General features: G+C 64.4%; 17 protein-coding genes. 2 read left to right on the forward strand and 15 right to left on the reverse strand.

What is annotated here, in order from left to right; all coding sequences use genetic code 11:
• Positions 1-3: 3 nt before the first annotated feature.
• From atpD to DESPIG_RS08090, 15 genes are all read right to left on the reverse strand, one after another.
• Positions 4-1,425, reverse strand: a complete 1,422-nt coding sequence (gene atpD / locus DESPIG_RS08020; RefSeq protein ID WP_006007263.1) for a F0F1 ATP synthase subunit beta — start codon at positions 1,423-1,425, stop codon at positions 4-6.
• Between the two features lie 12 nt (positions 1,426-1,437).
• Positions 1,438-2,322 carry a F0F1 ATP synthase subunit gamma gene (locus DESPIG_RS08025; protein ID WP_040369710.1) on the reverse strand — a complete coding sequence of 295 codons (885 nt, stop codon included), beginning with the start codon at positions 2,320-2,322 and terminating at the stop codon, positions 1,438-1,440.
• A gap of 17 nt (positions 2,323-2,339) precedes the next feature.
• A complete protein-coding gene (atpA, locus tag DESPIG_RS08030; protein WP_006007267.1) occupies positions 2,340-3,848 on the reverse strand; it encodes a F0F1 ATP synthase subunit alpha in 1,509 nt (502 codons plus the stop codon).
• Positions 3,849-3,851: 3 nt separating this feature from the next.
• Positions 3,852-4,403 (reverse strand): ATP synthase F1 subunit delta, encoded by a 552-nt coding sequence (gene atpH, locus DESPIG_RS08035; protein WP_006007270.1) that lies wholly within the window; start codon positions 4,401-4,403, stop codon positions 3,852-3,854.
• The gene (locus DESPIG_RS08040) at positions 4,400-4,945 is read right to left on the reverse strand and encodes a F0F1 ATP synthase subunit B family protein (protein WP_006007272.1); all 546 of its coding nucleotides are present in this window, start codon (positions 4,943-4,945) and stop codon (positions 4,400-4,402) included. Before DESPIG_RS08040 ends, atpH begins: the two co-directional genes overlap by 4 nt.
• 148 nt (positions 4,946-5,093) lie before the next feature.
• The gene (locus DESPIG_RS08045) at positions 5,094-5,513 is read right to left on the reverse strand and encodes an ATP synthase F0 subunit B (RefSeq protein ID WP_006007274.1); all 420 of its coding nucleotides are present in this window, start codon (positions 5,511-5,513) and stop codon (positions 5,094-5,096) included.
• A gap of 303 nt (positions 5,514-5,816) precedes the next feature.
• Positions 5,817-6,878, reverse strand: a complete 1,062-nt coding sequence (locus tag DESPIG_RS08050) for a glycosyltransferase (RefSeq protein ID WP_040369712.1) — start codon at positions 6,876-6,878, stop codon at positions 5,817-5,819.
• A gap of 68 nt (positions 6,879-6,946) precedes the next feature.
• A complete protein-coding gene (gene aroL, locus DESPIG_RS08055) occupies positions 6,947-7,465 on the reverse strand; it encodes a shikimate kinase AroL (protein WP_006007280.1) in 519 nt (172 codons plus the stop codon).
• 9 nt (positions 7,466-7,474) lie between these two features.
• The gene (locus DESPIG_RS08060) at positions 7,475-8,554 is read right to left on the reverse strand and encodes a M24 family metallopeptidase (RefSeq protein WP_006007281.1); all 1,080 of its coding nucleotides are present in this window, start codon (positions 8,552-8,554) and stop codon (positions 7,475-7,477) included.
• 545 nt (positions 8,555-9,099) lie between these two features.
• Entirely contained in the window at positions 9,100-9,501 is a 402-nt protein-coding gene (locus tag DESPIG_RS08065) for a (deoxy)nucleoside triphosphate pyrophosphohydrolase (protein ID WP_006007285.1), read from the reverse strand.
• The gene (locus DESPIG_RS08070) at positions 9,498-11,504 is read right to left on the reverse strand and encodes an ABC-F family ATP-binding cassette domain-containing protein (RefSeq protein WP_006007287.1); all 2,007 of its coding nucleotides are present in this window, start codon (positions 11,502-11,504) and stop codon (positions 9,498-9,500) included. Before DESPIG_RS08070 ends, DESPIG_RS08065 begins: the two co-directional genes overlap by 4 nt.
• Positions 11,501-12,553 carry an NAD-dependent epimerase/dehydratase family protein gene (locus DESPIG_RS08075; protein ID WP_006007290.1) on the reverse strand — a complete coding sequence of 351 codons (1,053 nt, stop codon included), beginning with the start codon at positions 12,551-12,553 and terminating at the stop codon, positions 11,501-11,503. The genes DESPIG_RS08070 and DESPIG_RS08075 overlap by 4 nt, the downstream gene beginning before the upstream one ends.
• A complete protein-coding gene (locus DESPIG_RS08080) occupies positions 12,550-13,683 on the reverse strand; it encodes a hypothetical protein (RefSeq protein WP_246118341.1) in 1,134 nt (377 codons plus the stop codon). Before DESPIG_RS08080 ends, DESPIG_RS08075 begins: the two co-directional genes overlap by 4 nt.
• A gap of 197 nt (positions 13,684-13,880) precedes the next feature.
• Positions 13,881-14,807, reverse strand: coding sequence for a dihydroorotate dehydrogenase (locus tag DESPIG_RS08085; RefSeq protein ID WP_040369714.1), 927 nt, complete (start codon positions 14,805-14,807; stop codon positions 13,881-13,883).
• Positions 14,808-14,835: 28 nt separating this feature from the next.
• Positions 14,836-15,645, reverse strand: coding sequence for an iron-sulfur cluster-binding protein (locus DESPIG_RS08090; protein WP_006007298.1), 810 nt, complete (start codon positions 15,643-15,645; stop codon positions 14,836-14,838).
• Positions 15,646-16,117: 472 nt separating this feature from the next.
• On the opposite strand from DESPIG_RS08090, the gene DESPIG_RS08095 reads away from it, so the two are divergent.
• Positions 16,118-17,164: an aspartate-semialdehyde dehydrogenase gene (locus DESPIG_RS08095; protein WP_006007301.1), complete on the forward strand. Its 1,047-nt coding sequence runs from the start codon at positions 16,118-16,120 to the stop codon at positions 17,162-17,164.
• Between the two features lie 256 nt (positions 17,165-17,420).
• Positions 17,421-18,371: an aminotransferase class IV gene (locus DESPIG_RS08100; RefSeq protein WP_006007302.1), complete on the forward strand. Its 951-nt coding sequence runs from the start codon at positions 17,421-17,423 to the stop codon at positions 18,369-18,371.
• Positions 18,372-18,573 lie beyond the last annotated feature (202 nt).

The raw sequence follows: 18,573 nt of genomic DNA on the forward strand, positions 1-18,573 counted from the left end.
TCCTTACTTAGCTTCCTGCTGGATGCGGGCTTCGTACTTGGCCACGGCCTGGTCGATGCTGCCCAGCATGTAGAAGTCGGATTCGGCGAGATGGTCGTACTTGCCTTCCAGGATGCCCTTGAAGCCCTTGATGGTGTCTTCCAGCTTCACATACTGGCCGGGGGTACCGGTGAAGGTTTCGGCCACGTGGAAGGGCTGGGACAGGAAGCGCTGGATACGACGCGCACGGGCAACGGTGAGCTTGTCTTCGTCAGACAGTTCGTCCATACCCAGAATGGCGATGATATCCTGCAGTTCCTTGTACTTCTGCAGCACCATCTGCACCTGACGGGCCACGCTGTAGTGCTCTTCGCCCACGACGTTGGGGTCGAGGATGCGGGAGGTGGAGTCCAGCGGGTCCACGGCGGGGTAGATACCCAGTTCGGCGATCTGACGGGAAAGCACGAGCGTACCGTCCAGATGCGAGAACGTGGTAGCCGGGGCGGGGTCGGTCAAGTCGTCAGCGGGCACGTAAACGGCCTGCACGGAGGTGATCGAACCCTTGTTGGTGGAGGTGATGCGTTCCTGCAGGGCACCCAGGTCAGTACCCAGGGTGGGCTGGTAACCCACGGCCGAGGGCATGCGGCCCAGCAGAGCGGACACTTCCGAACCGGCCTGCGTGAAGCGGAAGATGTTGTCGATGAAGAGCAACACGTCCTGGTTTTCTTCGTCGCGGAAGTATTCAGCGCAGGCAAGGGCGGTCAGGGCCACGCGGGCACGGGCTCCCGGAGGCTCGTTCATCTGGCCGTAAACCAGCGTGGCGCGCTCCAGAACACCGGCTTCTTTCAGTTCGTTGTACAGGTCATTGCCTTCACGGGTACGTTCACCCACGCCGGCGAACACCGAAGAGCCGCCGTGCTGCTTGGCAATGTTGTTGATCATTTCCATCAGGATAACGGTCTTGCCCACGCCGGCGCCGCCGAACAGACCCATCTTGCCGCCCTTGGGGAAGGGCACGAGCAGGTCCACGACCTTGATGCCGGTTTCAAGCAGTTCCACCTTGGTGTTCTGCTCGGTGAACTCGGGAGCGGGACGGTGGATGGGGTAGTACTTCTCAGCGTTGACCGGGCCCATTTCGTCCACGGGGCGACCGATAACGTTGAGGATACGTCCCACAGCCGCCTTGCCCACGGGCACCATGATGGGGTTGCCCGTATCCACAACTTCCATGCCGCGCACCAGACCTTCGGTGGCGTCCATGGCGATGGTACGCACCACGTTGTCACCGAGGTGCTGGGCCACTTCACAGACGAGCTCAGGCGCGTCGCTGTTGTTGGGGTTTTTGATTTCCAGGGCGGTCAGGATATCAGGCAGGTGTCCGTCGCTGAACTCAACGTCCACGACGGCGCCGATAACCTGGACGATTTTACCAATGTTTTTGCTCATGCTTGGCTCCTGTTACCCGTTCAGCGCTTCTGCGCCGCCGACGATGTCGATGAGTTCGCTGGTGATGGAAGCCTGCCGTGTCTTGTTGTAGAGCAGGGTCAACGTATTGATCATCTCGTTACAGTTACGCGTCGCGTTGTCCATAGCGGCCATGCGCGCAGCGTGTTCACTGGCAGACGTATCCAGCATTCCCCGGTAGACCTGAACCTTGATGTAGCGGGGGAGCAGCTCGGCCAGAAGGGCTTCTTCCTGCGGTTCGTAAACGTACTCGCAGTGGGCGGCTTCTTCCTGACCTTCTTCCGCTTCCGCCTCAGGGGCAGCCAGGGGCAGCAGGCTCAGTGTGCGCGGGGGCTGATGCCCCATGGACACAAACTCGCCGTACACCATCCAGACTTCATCAAAAGCAAAGGTTTCGTAGCCGTGAATGACTTCCTGCGCGATGGAGCTGGCCAGCGAAAAGTCCAGGCTGCCCATACGGTCACCGTAAGCGACCGAGATGTCGTAGCCGGCCTTGCGCACAGCGTCGCGTCCTTTGCGGCCCATGCAGGCGAAGGTGACCTTCATACCGGCATTGGTTTTTTCAGCAGCGAGCTTCAGGGCCGTGGTGATGATGTTGCCGTTGAAGCTGCCGCACAGACCACGATCGGACGTAACCAGCACGATGGCGCAGTTTTTCTTTTCCTCATGCTCGGCCAGCAGCGGATGGGCAGTACCCTCCACCTTGCGGGCAAGCTCGGCCAGAACCTGGCGATACTTGCCGGCATACGGCCGGAAGCGTTCGATGCGGGCCTGCGCGCCGCGCAGTTTCGCCGAGGCCACCATGTTCATGGCCTTGGTGATCTGCTTGGTCTTGCCGACCCCCACGATTTTCATTTTTACGTCTTTGAGTGAAGGCATATGGGTATCCCCCGGCGTTAAGCCTGGTAGCCCTGCTTGAAGGCGGTAATCGCCTCGTTCAGCGCCTTTTCCACAGCTTCATCAATGACTTTCTTATCCTTGATGGCGTCCAGCACGTCCTTGCGGGTATCGCGCATGAAGGCCAGCATTTCACTTTCAAAGCGACGGATCTGATCCACCGGCACGTCGTCCATGTAGCCGCGGGTGGCGGCGTAGATGGAAGCCACCTGTTCCTGGGCGGGCATGGGCTGGTACTGGGGCTGCTTCAGCAGTTCCACCAGACGGGCGCCGCGTTCCAGTTTGGCCTTGGTGGCCTTGTCCAGGTCGGAACCGAACTGGGCGAAAGCGGCCAGTTCGCGGTACTGGGCCAGGTCCAGACGCATGGTACCGGCAACCTGTTTCATGGCCTTGATCTGAGCGGCGCCACCCACGCGGGACACGGACAGACCCACGTTAATGGCCGGACGCACACCGGCGTTGAACAGGTTGGGTTCCAGGTACACCTGACCGTCGGTGATGGAGATCACGTTGGTCGGGATGTAGGCGGACACGTCACCGGCCTGCGTTTCGATGATGGGCAGGGCGGTCAGGGAACCGGCACCGAGCTTGTCGCTCACCTTAGCAGCGCGTTCCAGCAGGCGGGAGTGCAGGTAGAACACGTCGCCGGGGAAAGCTTCACGTCCGGGAGGACGACGGAGCAGCAGGGACATCTGGCGATAACCCACAGCCTGTTTGGAGAGGTCATCGTAGATGATCAGGGCATGCTTGCCGTTGTCGCGGTAGTACTCGGCCATGGTGCAACCGGTGTAAGCCGCGATGTACTGCAAGGGAGCCGGGTCGGAAGCGGTGGCCGAGATGATGGTGGTGTATTCCATGGCACCGTGCTTGCGCAGGGTGTCGGCCACCAGGGCGACAGACGCTTTCTTCTGGCCAATGGCCACGTAGAAGCAGTGAATGTCGGTTTCTTTCTGGGCCAGGATGGCGTCGATGCAGACGGCGGTCTTACCGGTCTGACGGTCGCCAATGATCAGTTCACGCTGGCCGCGGCCGATAGGAGTCATGGCGTCGATGGCCTTCAGACCCGTGGGCATGGGCTCATGCACGCTCTTACGCGCGATGATACCAGGGGCCTTGATTTCCACCGGGCGGACTTCTTCGGCTTCGACCGGGCCGAGGCCGTCGATGGGCTGGCCAAGGGGGTTGAGCACGCGGCCCATAACCTTGTCGCCCACAGGCACGGAGAAGATCTTGCCGGTACGCTTGACAGGATCGCCCTCCTTGATGCCCACATCGGAGCCGAGCAGCGCGACACCCACGTTGTCTTCTTCGAGGTTGAGCACCATACCCATGACGCCGCCGGGGAATTCCAGCAGTTCCATGGCCATGGCATTCTGAACCCCGTAGACGCGGGCGATACCGTCACCGACATACAACACGGTGCCGGTTTCGCTCATTTCTACGCGCTGCTCGTAGTTTTTGATTTGATCTTCAATGATCTTGCTTATCTCTTCAGCTTTGATCTGCATGTGCTATTCACCCCTCTTGAATGTCTCCCGAAGGATCGCCAACTGCGCGCGCAGACTTGCGTCCAGCACTCGATCACCAACCTTGAGCACCACGCCCCCAAGGATGGAAGCATCCACATCAAAGGCAAGCTCGATGCTCGCCCCCGCCTTCTTTTCAAGCTCGGCCTTGAGTTCGGCCCGCTTGTTATCCGTAAGCTCCACGGCGGTAGTGAGCGTACCACGGATAATTCCTTTGGCGTCGTCAAGCAACTTGCCATACCAGCCGACAATCTCGCCGAGATAAGCCAGACGTTCTTTGTCGGCCAACAGCAGGCAGAAGTTGCTGACGGTTTTGTCCGCCTTGATTTTCTTAAGCAGCTTGCCCATCACAGCCTTTTTTTCATCGATGCTGATGACCGGGCTTTTCAGCGCGGCGTCCAGCTTCGGCGAGGCGGCAAGCATGTCTCCCAGCGCGGCGAGATCGCTCCCGTAACGCGAGAGGGCCTCATCCCCTTGTTGTTTGCCCAGCGCGAATATGGCGCCGGCATATCTGCGAGCAACTATCGCGTCCGTCAATGGAGCACCACCTTGTTGAGGGAGTTGGTAATGAGCTTTTCATGCTCGGCGGCGGTCAGCTTTTCAGCCAGGACCTTTTCCGCTGCGTCCACAATCTCATCGGCAATGGCGGCGCGCACTTCGGCCAGCATGGCGCGGCCTTCGTTCTCGGCAGTGCGACGAGCCTGTTGCACAATCTGTTCGGCCTGACGCTTGGCTTCTTCGACGACGGCCTGCTTCACGCTTTCGGCCTGAGCGAGGCTTTCATCGAGGAGGGCCTTGCGTTCGGACTCAAGGTTGCTGATGCGCTTTTCCACTTCATCCAGGCGCTTCTGGGCTTCAGCGCGGCGGGCTTCCAGATCCTGGAGGTCCTGGCTGATGCGGGCGCGGCGGCCGGAGAAGAACTTGCGGGCCAGACCGCCCACGAAGTACCACAGGATACCGGCGAAGATGATGAAGTTGAGCACACGCCAGCCAAAGTCGCCCCAGCGCGGCGCGTCATGCCCTTCAGAGGCCTGCGCCCCCACGGCGAAAAGCAGCGTAAGCGCAAGGACAGGCACCATAACTCGCGTCAAGCCCAGCCCAGCGTGTTTCCATTTGCTCAAAGCCCACCCCCTTGATTGGGTTTCTCTTGATTCTTTACCCTCGCGGTCCGAGGACCGCCCGAAAAACCACCGAGCTCGCGCGTGGCACAGTGGCAGAAACGGCGTACTAGCCACGCAGCACACGCTCGGCCAGCTGGCCGGAGAGCGTGGCGACCTGACCGCGCAGTTCCTTCAGGGAAGCATCGGCTTCGGCCTGCAGGTTGCGACGGGTCTCGGCAATGATCTCCTGGGCGCGCTTCTGGGCTTCAGCCACCAGGCTGGCCTGTTCGGCGGCGCCGGCTTCGCGGGCCTTTTCACGGTTCTGGCCTGCATCCTGACGGGCGCGGGTCAGCTGGTTGTCATAGTCGGAAAGGCGCTGTTCGGCCTGGTATTCGTAGGATTCGGATTCGCCGGACATATCGTCCATGACGGCTTTGCGTTTACGGATGATTTCGCGGATGGGGCGAATCAGAAGGAGGTTCAGCACGTACAGTGCAATGAAGAAGTTCACCAACTGGAAAACCAAGGTGATATTAAGGTCCAACATTACCGTATCCTCCCTCTGGACGGTGTGATGTTCAAAGCTTTTATAAAATACCCTCAACAAGGGGTTATGTCAAAGGGTATTGGTGACAAAATTCGCAAAGTCTTCGCATCTGCACAAACAATTTTATGATATTTTTTATATGCTTTCATAAAAAACAAATTATTTCAAATTGTTATCTAAAAACTAAAAATACCGTTCCGCCTGGGAAAAATGCATGGCCGTCAGGAGGAAAGGCCGCGGGACGCGGCAGGAGCCGTCAATTTTTGGACATCCGCTCACGCTTCGGGGGCGATCCGGGACCTCTCAGACCAGCAGCCACTGCTCCGGACTGTAGCCGGCGTCAGCCAGCCAGCGGGCGGCGTCTTCGTCGGCGCCGTGGGCGGTGAGGGCGTTGAGCAGGAAACAGCGCCCCGGCCCGGGCAGGCCGTCCCGGCCGATGACCGGCACACCGTGCACCTTCTGCCCGATCTTTTTGGGATCGATGTCCACGAAAGCGGCCACCCGCACGCCCTTTTCCCACAGCGGTGCCAGACGGCGGCGCGCCACCTTGCCCGCGCCCAGCAGATAGACCTGCGGATGCCAGGGGTTATGGCGCTCCAGCCAGCGGGCCAGCCAGAGGGCACGCAGCTGGTTGTTGGCAGCCTCGCAATAGCGGCTGTCGCTGCGGGTGGCCCGGCGCGGCGGGTCGTTCCAGACCAGCAGTTCCTGCGGCAGCTTGGCCATGCGTACTCCGGCATGCAGCCAGCGCAGCCACAGCTCCCAGTCCTCGGCGAAAAAGCCGTCGGCATAGCCGCCGTGCAGCCGGGGCAGCTCGCGCCGGAACATGACCGAAGGATGGCTGACGGGCGTATCGCGGAAACGGTTGCGGCTGATGGCCTCATGATCCAGCAGGCCGTTCTGCCAGTCCACGAAGTGGGCAAAACCGCGCGCGGTCTCGCGGTCGCCGCCAAAATGCACCCGCGTGGCCAGCAGGCCCGTTTCGGGATGATCCGCCATCCAGGCGGCCTGCAGGGCCAGACGCTGCGGATGGCAGACATCATCGGCATCCATGCGGGCGATGAGTTCGCCCCGGGCGGCCTCCAGACCGGCATTGAGCGCCCCGGGCAGGCCCTCATGAGGCCGGTGCAGGACGCGCAGGCAGGGATATTCCGCCGCCAGGGCATCCAGCAGGGCCGCCGTGCCATCGGTGGAACCGTCATCCACGGCCAGCACCTCGAAGTCCGGTACGGGAGCTCCCGGCGCGGCTTCCTGGCGGGCCAGGGAACGGATGGCCACGCGCAGGGGCTCTTCCCCCTCTGCCGTCAGGGGCAGGGAAGCACCGTTCCAGACGGGCAGCAGGACGGTCACCAGCGGGCTAGCAGGCATGTCTCCTCCCAAAAAACGCACGGGGAGCGCACCAGGCCGTTGCGGGCGTGGCACGCTCCCCGTGATGATCAATGACGCAGCAGGGTCCGCACGGCCAGGCACAGATCTGTGATGCTCTGGCGGGCGTCCAGTTCGTGGTGGGCGGCGTCCCGGTACAGGGGCAGGCGGGCTTCCAGTACCTCGCGCACCTCATCGTCCAGACTCTTGCCGGTGAGGCTGGGGCGCTGGGCCTCCAGCGGATTGCGCCGCAGACGGGCGGCCAGCACCTCCGCCGGGGCGGACAAAAAAAAGACCCGGCCATGCTCGCGCATGTAGCGCCGGTTGGCCTCCGCCAGCACCATGCCGCCGCCTGTGGCCACCACGCCACGGCCCTCCAGCTCCTCGCTGGCCAGACGCAGGGATTCGCTTTCGCGGCTGCGGAAGCCCTCCCAGCCCCAGCGCTCCACCATGGTCGCCACGTCCATGCCCAGACGCTGACAAAGGTGGTGGTCCGTATCGCAGTAGGGCACGTCCAGCACTTCGGACAGGGCCTTGCCCAGCGTGGTCTTGCCGCAGGCCCTCGGGCCCACAAGATAGATCAGGGACATGGCGCCTCCCTACAGGATGCGGTTGCCGTCGGCCGTGATGAGCACCGTGTATTCCCAGCGGATGCCGCCCCACTGCGGGTAGTAGAGGCCGGGCTCCACCGTGACCACCATGCCTTCCTGCAGGACCTTGTCGCCGCGACGGCCCAGGCTGGGGGCCTCATGCGTCTCCAGGCCCACGCCGTGGCCCAGACCGTGGGTGAAATACGCCTCCACTCCGGCTTTCTCGAACACGTTCCGCGCCAGGGTATAGGCCTCGTGCAGGGGCAGGCCCGGCCGCATCTTGTCCAGGGCGGCCTGCTGGGCGTCACGCACCAGCTTCATGGTCTCGCGGAATTCCTTGTGCGGGGCGTCGCCCACCCAGAAAGTGCGCGTCTGGTCGGAGCAGTACCCGTCCACGCGGCAGCCCACGTCCACCAGCACCAGACCGTTGTCCGGCAGCTTTTTCTCGCCGGGGATGGCGTGGGGCAGGGCCGCGTTCTGGTCCACGGCCACGATGGACGGGAAGGCCAGTTCCGAGGCGCCGTTGTCGCGGAAATATCTTTCGATGGCCCAGGCCAGCTCGGCTTCGCTGCGGCCCGGCTGCAGCTGGCTTTCCTCCAGCCAGCGCAGCATGGCGTGGTTGAGGGCGAAGGACCGTTCAAGCGCTTTGATCTCGTCCGCATCCTTGATGACGCGCAGCTCTTCCACCAGGCCGTCGGCGGCCTGCAGATGCGCGCCGCGTCCCACGGCACGGCCCAGAGAGCGGGCAAAATTGAGGCTCACGATCTCCGCTTCCAGGCCCAGGCGGCTGCCGCAACGCCGCATGAGCCGGCCGATCTCCGTGGCGGCGTCCGGGCCGTAGATGAGGATGTGATCCTCGTCCCAGAGCCGGGCCGCCGCATCCTTGTAGCGGGCGTCCGTGCAGAGCCAGTCCCGCCCGTCCGCGCAGATGACCAGGCGTCCCGCGCTCTCGTTGAGCTGCACGTCATGCAGCTCGAAGCCGGAAAGGTAAAAACGGTTGGCAGCGTGGCTCACCAGCAGGGCATCCAGACCACGGGCGCGCATCAGTTGGCGCAGGCGGTCGCGTCGGGCAGCATAGGGCGTATTCATGCGAGGTTCCTTTGCAGGGAAGGCAGAGAGGGATGCGCGGGGGAAGGGGACCTTTTTGGAAAAAGGTCCCCCTTCCCCCCGGACCCCCAACCCTTCCAAAAACTTTTATTCAGGCCGGTATGGCAGCTCCCCGTCTGGCGGACACAGGGCATGGCATCGTGCGCTGCCGTCGGGCGAGGCTTTGGGGACAAGGTGGCATCTTAGCCGCCGTCCGGCCTGGACGCAATGGTCCGTCCGTGGGAGAAGGGGCATGGAAGGGGAGCAGAGGACGTCGTTCTTGCCGGAAGACCATGCAGGGGCACAGACGGCTCTCCTCTGGTCTCGGCTGTGTGTCTGGGAAGGCGGTGGATCAGTCTGCCAGCCTTTTTTCCATGGATCTTTCCCCAAAAAACAAAAAAGCCTGTGTCCCCGCAGGGACACAGGCCGTGAAAGCGCGTTTGGGGAAGGAAGGGGGGAGTTTGAGGGGGGAAGGGAACCCCTTTGTGCGCTAGCCAAAGGGGTTCCCTTCCCCCCTCAACAAAATCACTGTTACAGAGCCTGACGCGCTACCGCGGCGCGCGGTCGGGCAGCGAGGCCACCAGATCGGCGTCGGCGGGCAGGAAGGGCAGGTCGCGGGCCTGGGCGGGCGTGACCCAGCGCAGTTCCTGGCGTTCCCGGGCGCAGGGCGTGCCGTCGAAGGCGGTGACGTGGAAGAAGTGCAGCTGCACGTGCAGGTCACGCTCGGCGTAGTCGTGCTCCACGATCTGCCAGAGCCGGCAGGCGCGCACGCTGATGCCCAGTTCCTCGCGCAGTTCGCGGCAAAGGGCCTGCTCGGCGGTCTCGCCGGGTTCGAGCTTGCCGCCGGGGAACTCCCAGTAACCGGCCATGGGCTTGCCTTGCGGACGCAGGGCGGCCAGCAGGTGGTCGTCCTGCCAGATGATGCCGCCGGCCACGACGATGGAGGTCATGCCAGATCCCCCATGCTGTCGATATCGGCGCGCTTGGCTTCGATGGCGGCGATCTGCTCTTCCAGGGCGGCCATGTCTTCCATGAGGCGTTCGGTCAGGTCGCGCAGATCGTTGAAGCGCTTGAGCAGCTCGGTAGAGCGGGCACCGTCGGCGTAGACGGCCGGATCGGCCAGCAGGGTCTCCACGTCGGACTGCTCGTTCATGGCCTTTTCCAGCTCGCCTTCCAGCGCGGCGTATTTCTGCTGCAGGGGCTTGAGCTCCTTGTGCAGGGCGTTGCGGCGTTCGGCCTGTTCGCGCTTGAGGCGCTTCTGCTCCTCGCGGGAGAGATTGGCGCGGGGCGCGTTCCCGGGCTTCTCGGCCTTGTTGGAGGCGTTGAGGCTGGGGCTGACGCTGCCGCTTTCCAGGGCGGCACGGCGGGCCGTGTCGTAGCTGGCGAAGTCGGGGTAGACGGTGATGCCTTTCTCGTCCAGGGCCCAGGCCTCGGCGCCCACCTGCGAGAGCAGCCAGCGGTCGTGGGCCACCATGAGCAGGGTGCCGTCGAACTTCTGCAGGGCCGTGCCCAGGGCCTCGCGGCTTTCGAGGTCCAGATGGTTGGTGGGTTCGTCCAGCAGCAGGAAGTTGCAGCGCTTGAGGAACAGGCTGGCCAGCACCAGGCGGCTCTTCTCGCCGCCGGAGAGCTTGCTCACCTGCCGGTCGAAGTATTCCTGCCCCAGCAGGAAGAGGCCCAGCACGCTCATGAGCTCCTCTTCGGTGGTGCGGGGGTCGGACAGGCGCCGGATCTCGCCCAGCACGGTGGTGTCCGGACGCAGGGTGTCCATCTGGTGCTGGGTGTAGTAACCCAGGCGCATCTGGGGTGCGGTGACCACGTTGCCGCCGCAGCGTTCCAGGGTCCCGGCCAGCAGCTTGAGCAGGGTGGACTTGCCGCAGCCGTTGTGGCCCACCAGGGCCACGCGCTGGCCGTTGTAGAGGGTGAAGGTCAGCGGCGGCCACATCTGCTTGCCGTCCGGGAAGTGGAAGGCAAGGTCGGCGGCGGCCAGCGCCACCTTTTCCATGTGCGGGGCTTCGGGCCAGGTGAAGTTCAGTTCCTTGCGCTTGGGCTCGGGACGGTAATCCTCCAGCTCCTTCTCCAGCTTTTTGGCCATCTTCTGGCGCGAACCGGCCTGACGGGCCTTGGTGGCCTTGGCGCGGAAGCGTTCCACGAAGGCCATCTTGCGGGCCAGTTCGTCCTGCAGGGCCTTGGCCTCGCGTTCACGCTGGGCGTTGTATTCCTCCTGAAGGGAGAGGAACTGGGTGTAGGTGGCCTTGCGGAAGACCGGGCGGGACAGGCCCAGATAGAGCACGTGCGTGCCCACGCGGTCCATGAACACACGGTCGTGGGCCACGAAGACCAGGGCGCCCTTGAAGTCCATGAGGAAGGACTCCAGCCATTCCACGGCTTCCATGTCCAGATGGTTGGTGGGTTCGTCCAGCAGCAGCACGTCGGCCCCGGCGGTGAGCACGCGGGCCAGCTTGGCGCGTTCGCGCCAGCCGCCGGAGAGCTCGCGCAGGGTGCGCAGCCACTTGCTTTCGGCAAAGCCCAGACCGGAGAGCACGGCCTTGGCGCGGTGTTCGGGATTGTAGCCGTGGGTGGCTTCCAGTTCGGCCTGGCGGTGCATGAGCTGGGTCAGGCGCGCCTCGTCCTTCTGCTGGGCGGCCTCTTCCCACTCGGCCCAGAATTCGTTCCAGTCGTGGAGCACGTCCAGCACATAGGTCAGCAGGGGCGTGTCCAGGGCCTCTTCGGAAAGCTCCTGTTCCACGAAGCCCAGGCGGCAGCCCTTGGGCAGGATGACACGGCCGCCATCGGCGGGCTCCACGCCGGCCAGCAGGCGGAGGAGGGTGGATTTGCCGGTCCCGTTGGGGCCGCAGACGCACAGACGCACGCCGGAATCCACTTCCAGCGAGAAATTGTTGAAGATGTCCCGTCCGCCGAAGGACTTGGACAGTTCTTGGATGGTTATTTTCACAGCAGGCCCTCGCGCCTGTAGCCTTCCACGGCTTCTTGCATGCCCTGGTCGAGCGTGAGGGCGGGGGCATAGCCGAGTTCCTCGCGCAGGCGCGACGCGTCGCAGGTCCAGCCGGACTGGCGGGCTTCGCGGTATTTGTCCAGATTCCAGTTGGGGGCGCGGCCCTTGCGTCCCAGCGCGGCCAGCAGGCTGCCGCCCAGGGTGGACAGCAGCGCGGTCAGGCCCAGGAAGCAGAGGGGCAGGCGCAGGATGCAGGCCTTTTTGCCCATGGCCCGGGCCATGGCGCGGTAAAAGTCGGCCATGGCGTAGCAGCCGCCGTCATTGACGTGATAGACGCCGTGCGCCTCGGGGCGGCAGCAGCAGACGATGGCGCGGCCCACGTCGCGACCGTGCACGGCCGAGACAGGGAAGCGGCGGAACATGCCGGGCGTGACGGCCACGCCGTAGCGCAGCCCCTGGAACACGGGCAGCAGGCCGCGGTCGCCGGAGCCGTAGATGATGGGCGGCCGCAGGGTGACCATGCGATCGCCCAGGGCACGGCCCAGGATCTGTTCCACCATGAGCTTGGACCAGCCGTAGGCGGACACGGGGGCGCCGGGGGCGTCGTCGCCCCTGCCGGCGGCAGTGTCGCAGGGGCCGCTGGCGGCCAGGCTGGAGACCAGCACCATGCGCTGCGGGGCCTGGCCCTGCGCGTCGAGGCGCTGCCAGGCAGTGGCCAGGGCGCGGGCGGCCTCGCTGTTGGCGCGCAGATAGTCCTGCCAGCCCAGACCGAAGAGCAGGGCGGCCATGTGGATGCAGATGTCCTGGCCGCGCAGGGCCTCTTCCAGCCCGGCGCCGCTGCGCAGGTCGGCGCGGACCACTTCCACCCCGGCGGGCAGGTGGTCGCGGCGGGATGTGGCGCGGGTGATGCAGGTGACGCGGGCCCCGGCGGCCAGTAGCTGGGGCAGCAGGTGACGGCCCACGAAGCCGGTGCCGCCGGTGACGACGATCTTTTTGCCGTCCAGCCAGGGAGCGGGCATGCCCAGGGGAGTATCGGCGCTATGGCTCATGACACGATCTCCTTGCGGTACAGGCGGTAACGTTTGGTGATCCGCCCGGAAAAGTCTTCGATGAGGTCATTGACGGCCATGTTGTCCTCCAGCACCCACGAGCCTTCCACCTGGCAGAACTCGGGATGGCGGCGGGCCTGTTCCAGCATGTAGTCCAGCAGGAGCAGGGGCAGGCCCAGCAGGCGGAACTCCTCGCGGATGCCGAAGAGGATCATGCGGTACTTGCCGCGCATCTCGCCGCGCGCCTGCCAGTAATGCCACAGGGCGCTCAGGCCCAGCTTGCCGTTGAGGCGCTTGAGCAGGGGATTGAAGTCCGGCAGGGCCACCATGCCCGCGGCGGGCTCGCCGTCATGGAAGAAGAGGACGAAGAAATCGGGGTTGAGCAGGCCCTTGAGCTCCTTCACCAGCACGTCGGCCTCGCCGTCGGAAAGGGGCGCGAAGCCCCAATTGCCGGCCCACGAGATGCGGTAAAGGTCCAGCATGATGCGGATGTCCTCAGTGAGGGTGGCCTTGGAGGAGACGCGGCAGGTGAAGCGCTTCTGCTCCTTGAGGTGGCGGATCTCGTCCTTGAGCCAGTCCTCCACGTGCAGCTTGTCGCGCTCGATGAGGTAGGCGAACAGGTCCTGTTCCTTGCGCATGTGCCAGGATTCCAGCAGGGCGGGATAATAGGGCGGGTTCCAGGGCATCATGAGCGCGGGGGCCTCGTCGAAGCCGTCCACCAGCATGGCGCAGGTGTAGTTGGTGGACGGATTGAGGGGGCCGCGCATGAAGGCCATGCCCTGGCGGCGCAGCCAGTCATGGGCGGCCTGCAGCAGGGCGTGGGCGGCCTCGCGGTCATCCCGGCATTCGAAAAAGCCGAAGGCCCCGCAGCGTTCGCCGGCATAGGCGTTATATTTCTCGTCCACGATGGCCGCGATGCGGCCCACGGGACGGCCGTCGCGCAGGGCCAGGAACAGTTCGCGCCGGGCGGTCTTCCAGAAGGGGTGCTCGCCGGGCGAGAGCAGCTCGCGATCCTGTTTTTTCAGGTTGGGCACCCAGAGGGAATCCGGTGTGTAGATGCTCCAGGGCAGTTCCACGAAGCGGTCCAGGTCTTCTGCAGTGTTGACGGGGATGATGCTCAGTTCTGCCACGCGGGCCTCCATGGAGCAGACTTGCAGGGGCTGCCGTTCCCTGTTGCGGTTGGATCTTCGGGGCTGGCCGGGCCGTCCCGGCGGGCACCGGGAGGCGGGAGCAAGACCGGGACGGGGCGCAGTGCCCCGGACAAAAAACACCGCGCGGGAGAGCGCCTTACGGTACCCTCCCGCACGGGAAAAGGAGCGGACGTGCGTTAGGCCGTCTTCAGAGAGCCGCGCAGCTCGTCCAGGCTGGTCACGCCCAGCTGGCGGCAGACGGCGGGCAGTTCCTTGACGATCTCGAAGGCGCGGTCGGGGCTGATGAAGTTGGCCGTGCCGATCTGGACGGCATGGGCACCCACCAGGATGAATTCCAGCACGTCTTCGGCGGAGCAGATGCCGCCCAGGCCGATGACGGGGATGTCCACGGCCTTGCAGACCTGCCACACGCAGCGCAGGGCCACGGGCTTGATGGCCGGGCCGGACAGGCCGCCGATGACATTGGCCAGGCGGGGCTTGCGCCGGGCCACGTCCACGGCCATGCCCGAAAGGGTGTTGATGCACGAGATCATGTCCGCACCGGCGTCCTGCACGCTGCGGGCCATGAGGGCGATGTCCGTGACATTGGGCGAAAGCTTGATGATGAGCGGCTTGTTGGGGGCCGCGTCACGGGCGGCGCGGGTGACGGCCGCGGCCAGCTTGGGGTCCTGCCCGAAGAGGATGCCGCCGCTCTTGACGTTGGGGCAGGAGACGTTCACTTCCAGCGCGGCCACGCCTTCCTCTTCATTGAGGCGGGCGGCCAGCTCACCGAACTCGGCGGGGGAGGTGGCGTAAAGGTTGGCGATGACGGGCAGCTGCTGCCAAGGCAGGCGGGGGAGCTTTTCCTTGCAGAAGGCTTCCACGCCGTCGTTCTGCAGGCCCACGGCATTGAGCATGCCGGCCGTGGTCTCCACGATGCGCGGGCAGGGGTTGCCGTCGCGGGGCTGCAGGGACAGGCCCTTGACGATGATGCCGCCCAGGCTGGTCAGGTCGCCGTAGGGGGCGAATTCCATGCCGTAACCGAAGGTGCCGGAAGCCGTGAGCACCGGGTTCTTGAGGTGCAGGCTCTGCGTGGGCCCCTTGAGGGTGACGGAAAGATCCATAGAGTGCTGGTTCATGCTGTCCCCCGGCCTAGAGCTCGATCTGGTTGGCCCAGAACACGGGGCCGTGGTTGCAGGTCTGGACAAGGCCGTTGCGCTTGTCGGCCACGGGCCATTCCTCAGTGGTGCGGGTCACGCAGCCAAGGCAGGCGCCCACGCCGCAGGCCATGCGGTTCTCCAGCGAGAGCTGCACGCGGGCGTTGAGCTCACGGGCGAAGCCGTGCACGGTCTTGAGGAAGGGCAGGGGGCCGCAGGCCAGGATCAGGCCCTTCTGCTCGGCGTATTCGCGCATGCGTTCCTGGATGGTGAAGATGAAGTTGTCCAGGTCGCCGGGCACGGTCTCGCGCAGGCTGTCCAGGGGCACATGCTCGTTGATGCTGTCCACGGGATAGCAGCTCAGCGGCTCGCGATGGCCAAAGAGCATGGTCACGTTCCACGGCTTGGGGTGCTCGCTCACATAGCCCACGAAGGGCACGATGCCCATGCCGCCGGCCAGCAGCAGGGTGGGGGTGTCGGGCTCCATGGCGAAGCCGTTGCCCAGGGGACCCCAGACGCGCACGGTGTCGCCGGCCTTGAGTTCGGCCATGCGACGGGTGCCGCGCCCCACGACCTGGAAGAAGCAGATCAGGTGGCGGGAAGTCATGTGGCAGATGCCGAAGGGACGGGCCCAGGGCATCTCGAGACCGAACGACGTGGGCCGCACCATCACGAACTGGCCGGGACGCCACGACGGCCAGTCGGGGCGGGTGAGGCGCAGGGCGAAGAAGCGGCTTTCCTGGCCGGTCTGGCCGAAGGGGACCAGATCCAGCACCGTAAGTAGGCAGGAGCTAGGTTGTGTCATCGCGCAAGTATAGGAGCTTGTGCCGGAACGGTCAACATTCCGGGCCCGTCGGAAGCGGGCGGAAGGCGTTTTTTTCTGCCTGTGCCGCAAGCCGGGAAAAGCGCGGGCAAAGAGGCCCGCCCGTGCCTTTGGGGAAGCCTGCGTCAGGGAGGCGGAGGGCGAGCGTCCGCGCCGCGGCATGTCCCGCATGTCCGGCCCGGCGGCGGCGCGGGAAAGGTACGGAAAATCGTTTCGATTTCAGTGTGTTGCGCCGCACCATGCCGCGCGACAAGCAAAAAAGGTGCTGAAGGGCCAAAGCATTGCAGGATAACTGTGTAATTTTTCACACGAAAATTGTCAGTACAGACGCGCCGTCACGTCTTCCCTTTTGCCATGATGCCCGCTATAGTCAGGTTTCTTTTGGGGCCGGGCCGGAATGATGCTGCTGCAGACCCCGTATAGCCTTTGATTTGCCCTGCATGGAGAATTGAGCATGAGCAAGAAGTTGACTGTTGCCGTTGTGGGCGCCACGGGCGCCGTGGGCCGTGAAATGCTGAAAACCCTGCACGATCGCCAGTTCCCGGCCACGGAAGTGCGTGCTTTCGCCTCGGCCCGTTCCGCCGGGACCAAGGTGCCTTTCGGCGATGACGAGCTGGTGGTGCAGGAACTGAAGGAAGATGTCTTTGAAGGTATCGACATCGCCATCTTCTCCGCCGGCGGCAGCACTTCCGAAAAATTCGCTCCCCATGCCGCCCATGCCGGCTGCGTGGTGGTGGACAACTCCTCCCAGTGGCGCATGGACGACCGCTGCCCCCTGGTCGTTCCCGAAGTGAACCCCGAACATCTGGAAGGCCATCAGGGCATCATCGCCAACCCCAACTGCTCCACCATCCAGATGCTGGTGGCCCTCAAGCCCATCCATGACGCCGTGGGCATCAAGCGCATCGTGGTCTCCACCTATCAGGCCGTGTCCGGTACCGGCCAGAAGGGCCTGGAAGAACTGGAACGCCAGACCCGCGACCTGTTCAACATGCGCGAGCCCGAAAACAAGGTCTATCCGTACCGCATCGCCTTCAACGTGCTGCCGCACATCGACGTCTTCCTGGAGAACGACTACACCAAGGAAGAGATGAAGATGGTCAACGAGACCGTGAAGATCTTCAACGATCCCACGGTCAAGGTGACCGCCACCTGCGTGCGCGTGCCCGTGTTCTACTGCCATGCCGAGTCCGTGAACATCGAGACCCACAAGAAGATGACCGCTAAGGAATGCCGCATCCTGCTCTCGCAGGCCCCCGGCGTGCGCGTCTTCGACAACCCGCGCGAAAAGATGTACCCCATGCCCGCCTACTGCGTGGGCGACGACGAGACCTATGTGGGCCGCATCCGCGAGGACGAGACCATCGAGAACGGCCTGAACCTCTGGATCGTGGCCGACAACGTGCGCAAGGGCGCGGCCCTCAATGCCGTGCAGATCGCCGAGGAACTGCTCAAGCGCGATCTGGTGCGCGTGCCCGACAAGAACGTTTTCATGTCCTAGTCCGCAGCGACGGGATAGTACAGTACAGGGGGAGGGGCCCGTCCCGCCGTGGCGGGGCAGGTCCTTCCCCCTGCTTTTTGCCGTGCGGCGCGCAGGCTCGGGCCTGATCCCCGGCAGCGGGGCAAGGTATTCCCCGTCGCTGCCGTTCGTGCTAGAAAAAGACGTTTCACCGGCGGCAGCCGCCGGCAGGGGCCCTGCCCCGATCAGCAACCACAACAGGCCGCTCCCGCGCGGGACGGCCTTTCGCGGGGATGCCATGAAGATTCTGGATGCCGATGCCTGGATGGCGGCCCTGATGGCCGCGCCCCGGCCCGGGGCCGACAAGATCCTGGCCTTTTATGATGCGCGTGTGGACGCCGTCTGCCGTGACGCGCGCTGCCTGCTCCTGCCCCTGGACGACCACATGTGCCACCGGGGCGATGCCCTGTTCGAGAGCCTGTGCTACCGCGAGGGCCGCATTTTCGCCCTTGAGGAACACCTGGCCCGCCTGCGCGACGGCAGCCGCGCCCTTTCCCTGCTGCCGCCCTGTTCGTGGGACGAGCTGCGCGCCCGCATCCTGGACGTGGCCCGCGCTTCGGGCACCGATCATGGCGACATCCGCGTGCTGGTGGGTCGCGGGCCCGGCGGCTTCGGCGTCTCGCCCGAGGAGTGCCCGCAGTCCAGCCTCTACATCGTGGCCCTGCGCAAGGCCCTGCCCACGGAGGCTTTTTACGAGAAGGGCCTCACGGCCTTTGCCAGCGCCATCCCGCCCAAGCAGGAATATCTGGCCCGCATCAAGAGCACCAACTATCTGCCCAATGTCTTCATGGCCGCCGAGGCCCGGCAGCGGGGCATGGACGTGGCCGTGACCTTTGACGAGGACGGCCATCTGGGCGAGGCCGCCATCGCCAATGTGGGCATCGTGGATGCCGAAGGCCGCCTGTGCTGTCCCGAAGGCCGCCGCATCCTGCCCGGCACCTCCATGCTGGCCGCCCGCAGGATCGCGCCGCAGCGCCTGCCCGTGGTGGAACGTCCCATCCGCCGCGAAGAGATCTTCACCGCCCGCGAGATGCTGCTCTTCACCAGCGCCAGCCTGTGCGTGGGCATCAGCCACTTCGAAGACCGTCCCATCGGTCAGGGCCCCGATGCCGGCCGTCCCGGCCCCGTGGCCCGCTGGCTGCGTGACGCCCTGCTGGAACACATGCTGGCCACCGGCACGCCGTTCTAGCATCGATCAACGTTTGCTGAGGGGAGGGGCATCCTTCCCTCAAGCTCCTATTCCCCTAGCGCACATTATCCAGGAGAGCCCCTCCATGTCAGATGCACATGGTGAAGAGCTCCATACAGGGAAATATCCATCCCTTCACGGGACATTTGTTTTTTTTAATTTGTATGTGCGGGTTTTGGGGAAGGAGGGGGATGGGGGAGGG

Source organism: Desulfovibrio piger ATCC 29098, assembly GCF_000156375.1.
In the GTDB taxonomy this organism is placed as follows: Bacteria; Desulfobacterota; Desulfovibrionia; order Desulfovibrionales; family Desulfovibrionaceae; genus Desulfovibrio; species Desulfovibrio piger.

Coding starts and splice junctions, on each gene's coding strand:
- atpD (WP_006007263.1), bottom strand. CDS start 1,425: ATGAGCAAAAACATTGGTAAAATCGTCCAGGTTATCGGCGCCGTCGTG.
- DESPIG_RS08025 (WP_040369710.1), bottom strand. CDS start 2,322: ATGCCTTCACTCAAAGACGTAAAAATGAAAATCGTGGGGGTCGGCAAG.
- atpA (WP_006007267.1), bottom strand. CDS start 3,848: ATGCAGATCAAAGCTGAAGAGATAAGCAAGATCATTGAAGATCAAATC.
- DESPIG_RS08040 (WP_006007272.1), bottom strand. CDS start 4,945: ATGGTGCCTGTCCTTGCGCTTACGCTGCTTTTCGCCGTGGGGGCGCAG.
- DESPIG_RS08045 (WP_006007274.1), bottom strand. CDS start 5,513: ATGTTGGACCTTAATATCACCTTGGTTTTCCAGTTGGTGAACTTCTTC.
- DESPIG_RS08050 (WP_040369712.1), bottom strand. CDS start 6,878: ATGCCTGCTAGCCCGCTGGTGACCGTCCTGCTGCCCGTCTGGAACGGT.
- aroL (WP_006007280.1), bottom strand. CDS start 7,465: ATGTCCCTGATCTATCTTGTGGGCCCGAGGGCCTGCGGCAAGACCACG.
- DESPIG_RS08060 (WP_006007281.1), bottom strand. CDS start 8,554: ATGAATACGCCCTATGCTGCCCGACGCGACCGCCTGCGCCAACTGATG.
- DESPIG_RS08065 (WP_006007285.1), bottom strand. CDS start 9,501: ATGACCTCCATCGTCGTGGCCGGCGGCATCATCTGGCAGGACGACCAC.
- DESPIG_RS08075 (WP_006007290.1), bottom strand. CDS start 12,553: ATGAGCCATAGCGCCGATACTCCCCTGGGCATGCCCGCTCCCTGGCTG.
- DESPIG_RS08085 (WP_040369714.1), bottom strand. CDS start 14,807: ATGGATCTTTCCGTCACCCTCAAGGGGCCCACGCAGAGCCTGCACCTC.
- DESPIG_RS08090 (WP_006007298.1), bottom strand. CDS start 15,645: ATGACACAACCTAGCTCCTGCCTACTTACGGTGCTGGATCTGGTCCCC.
- DESPIG_RS08095 (WP_006007301.1), top strand. CDS start 16,118: ATGAGCAAGAAGTTGACTGTTGCCGTTGTGGGCGCCACGGGCGCCGTG.
- DESPIG_RS08100 (WP_006007302.1), top strand. CDS start 17,421: ATGAAGATTCTGGATGCCGATGCCTGGATGGCGGCCCTGATGGCCGCG.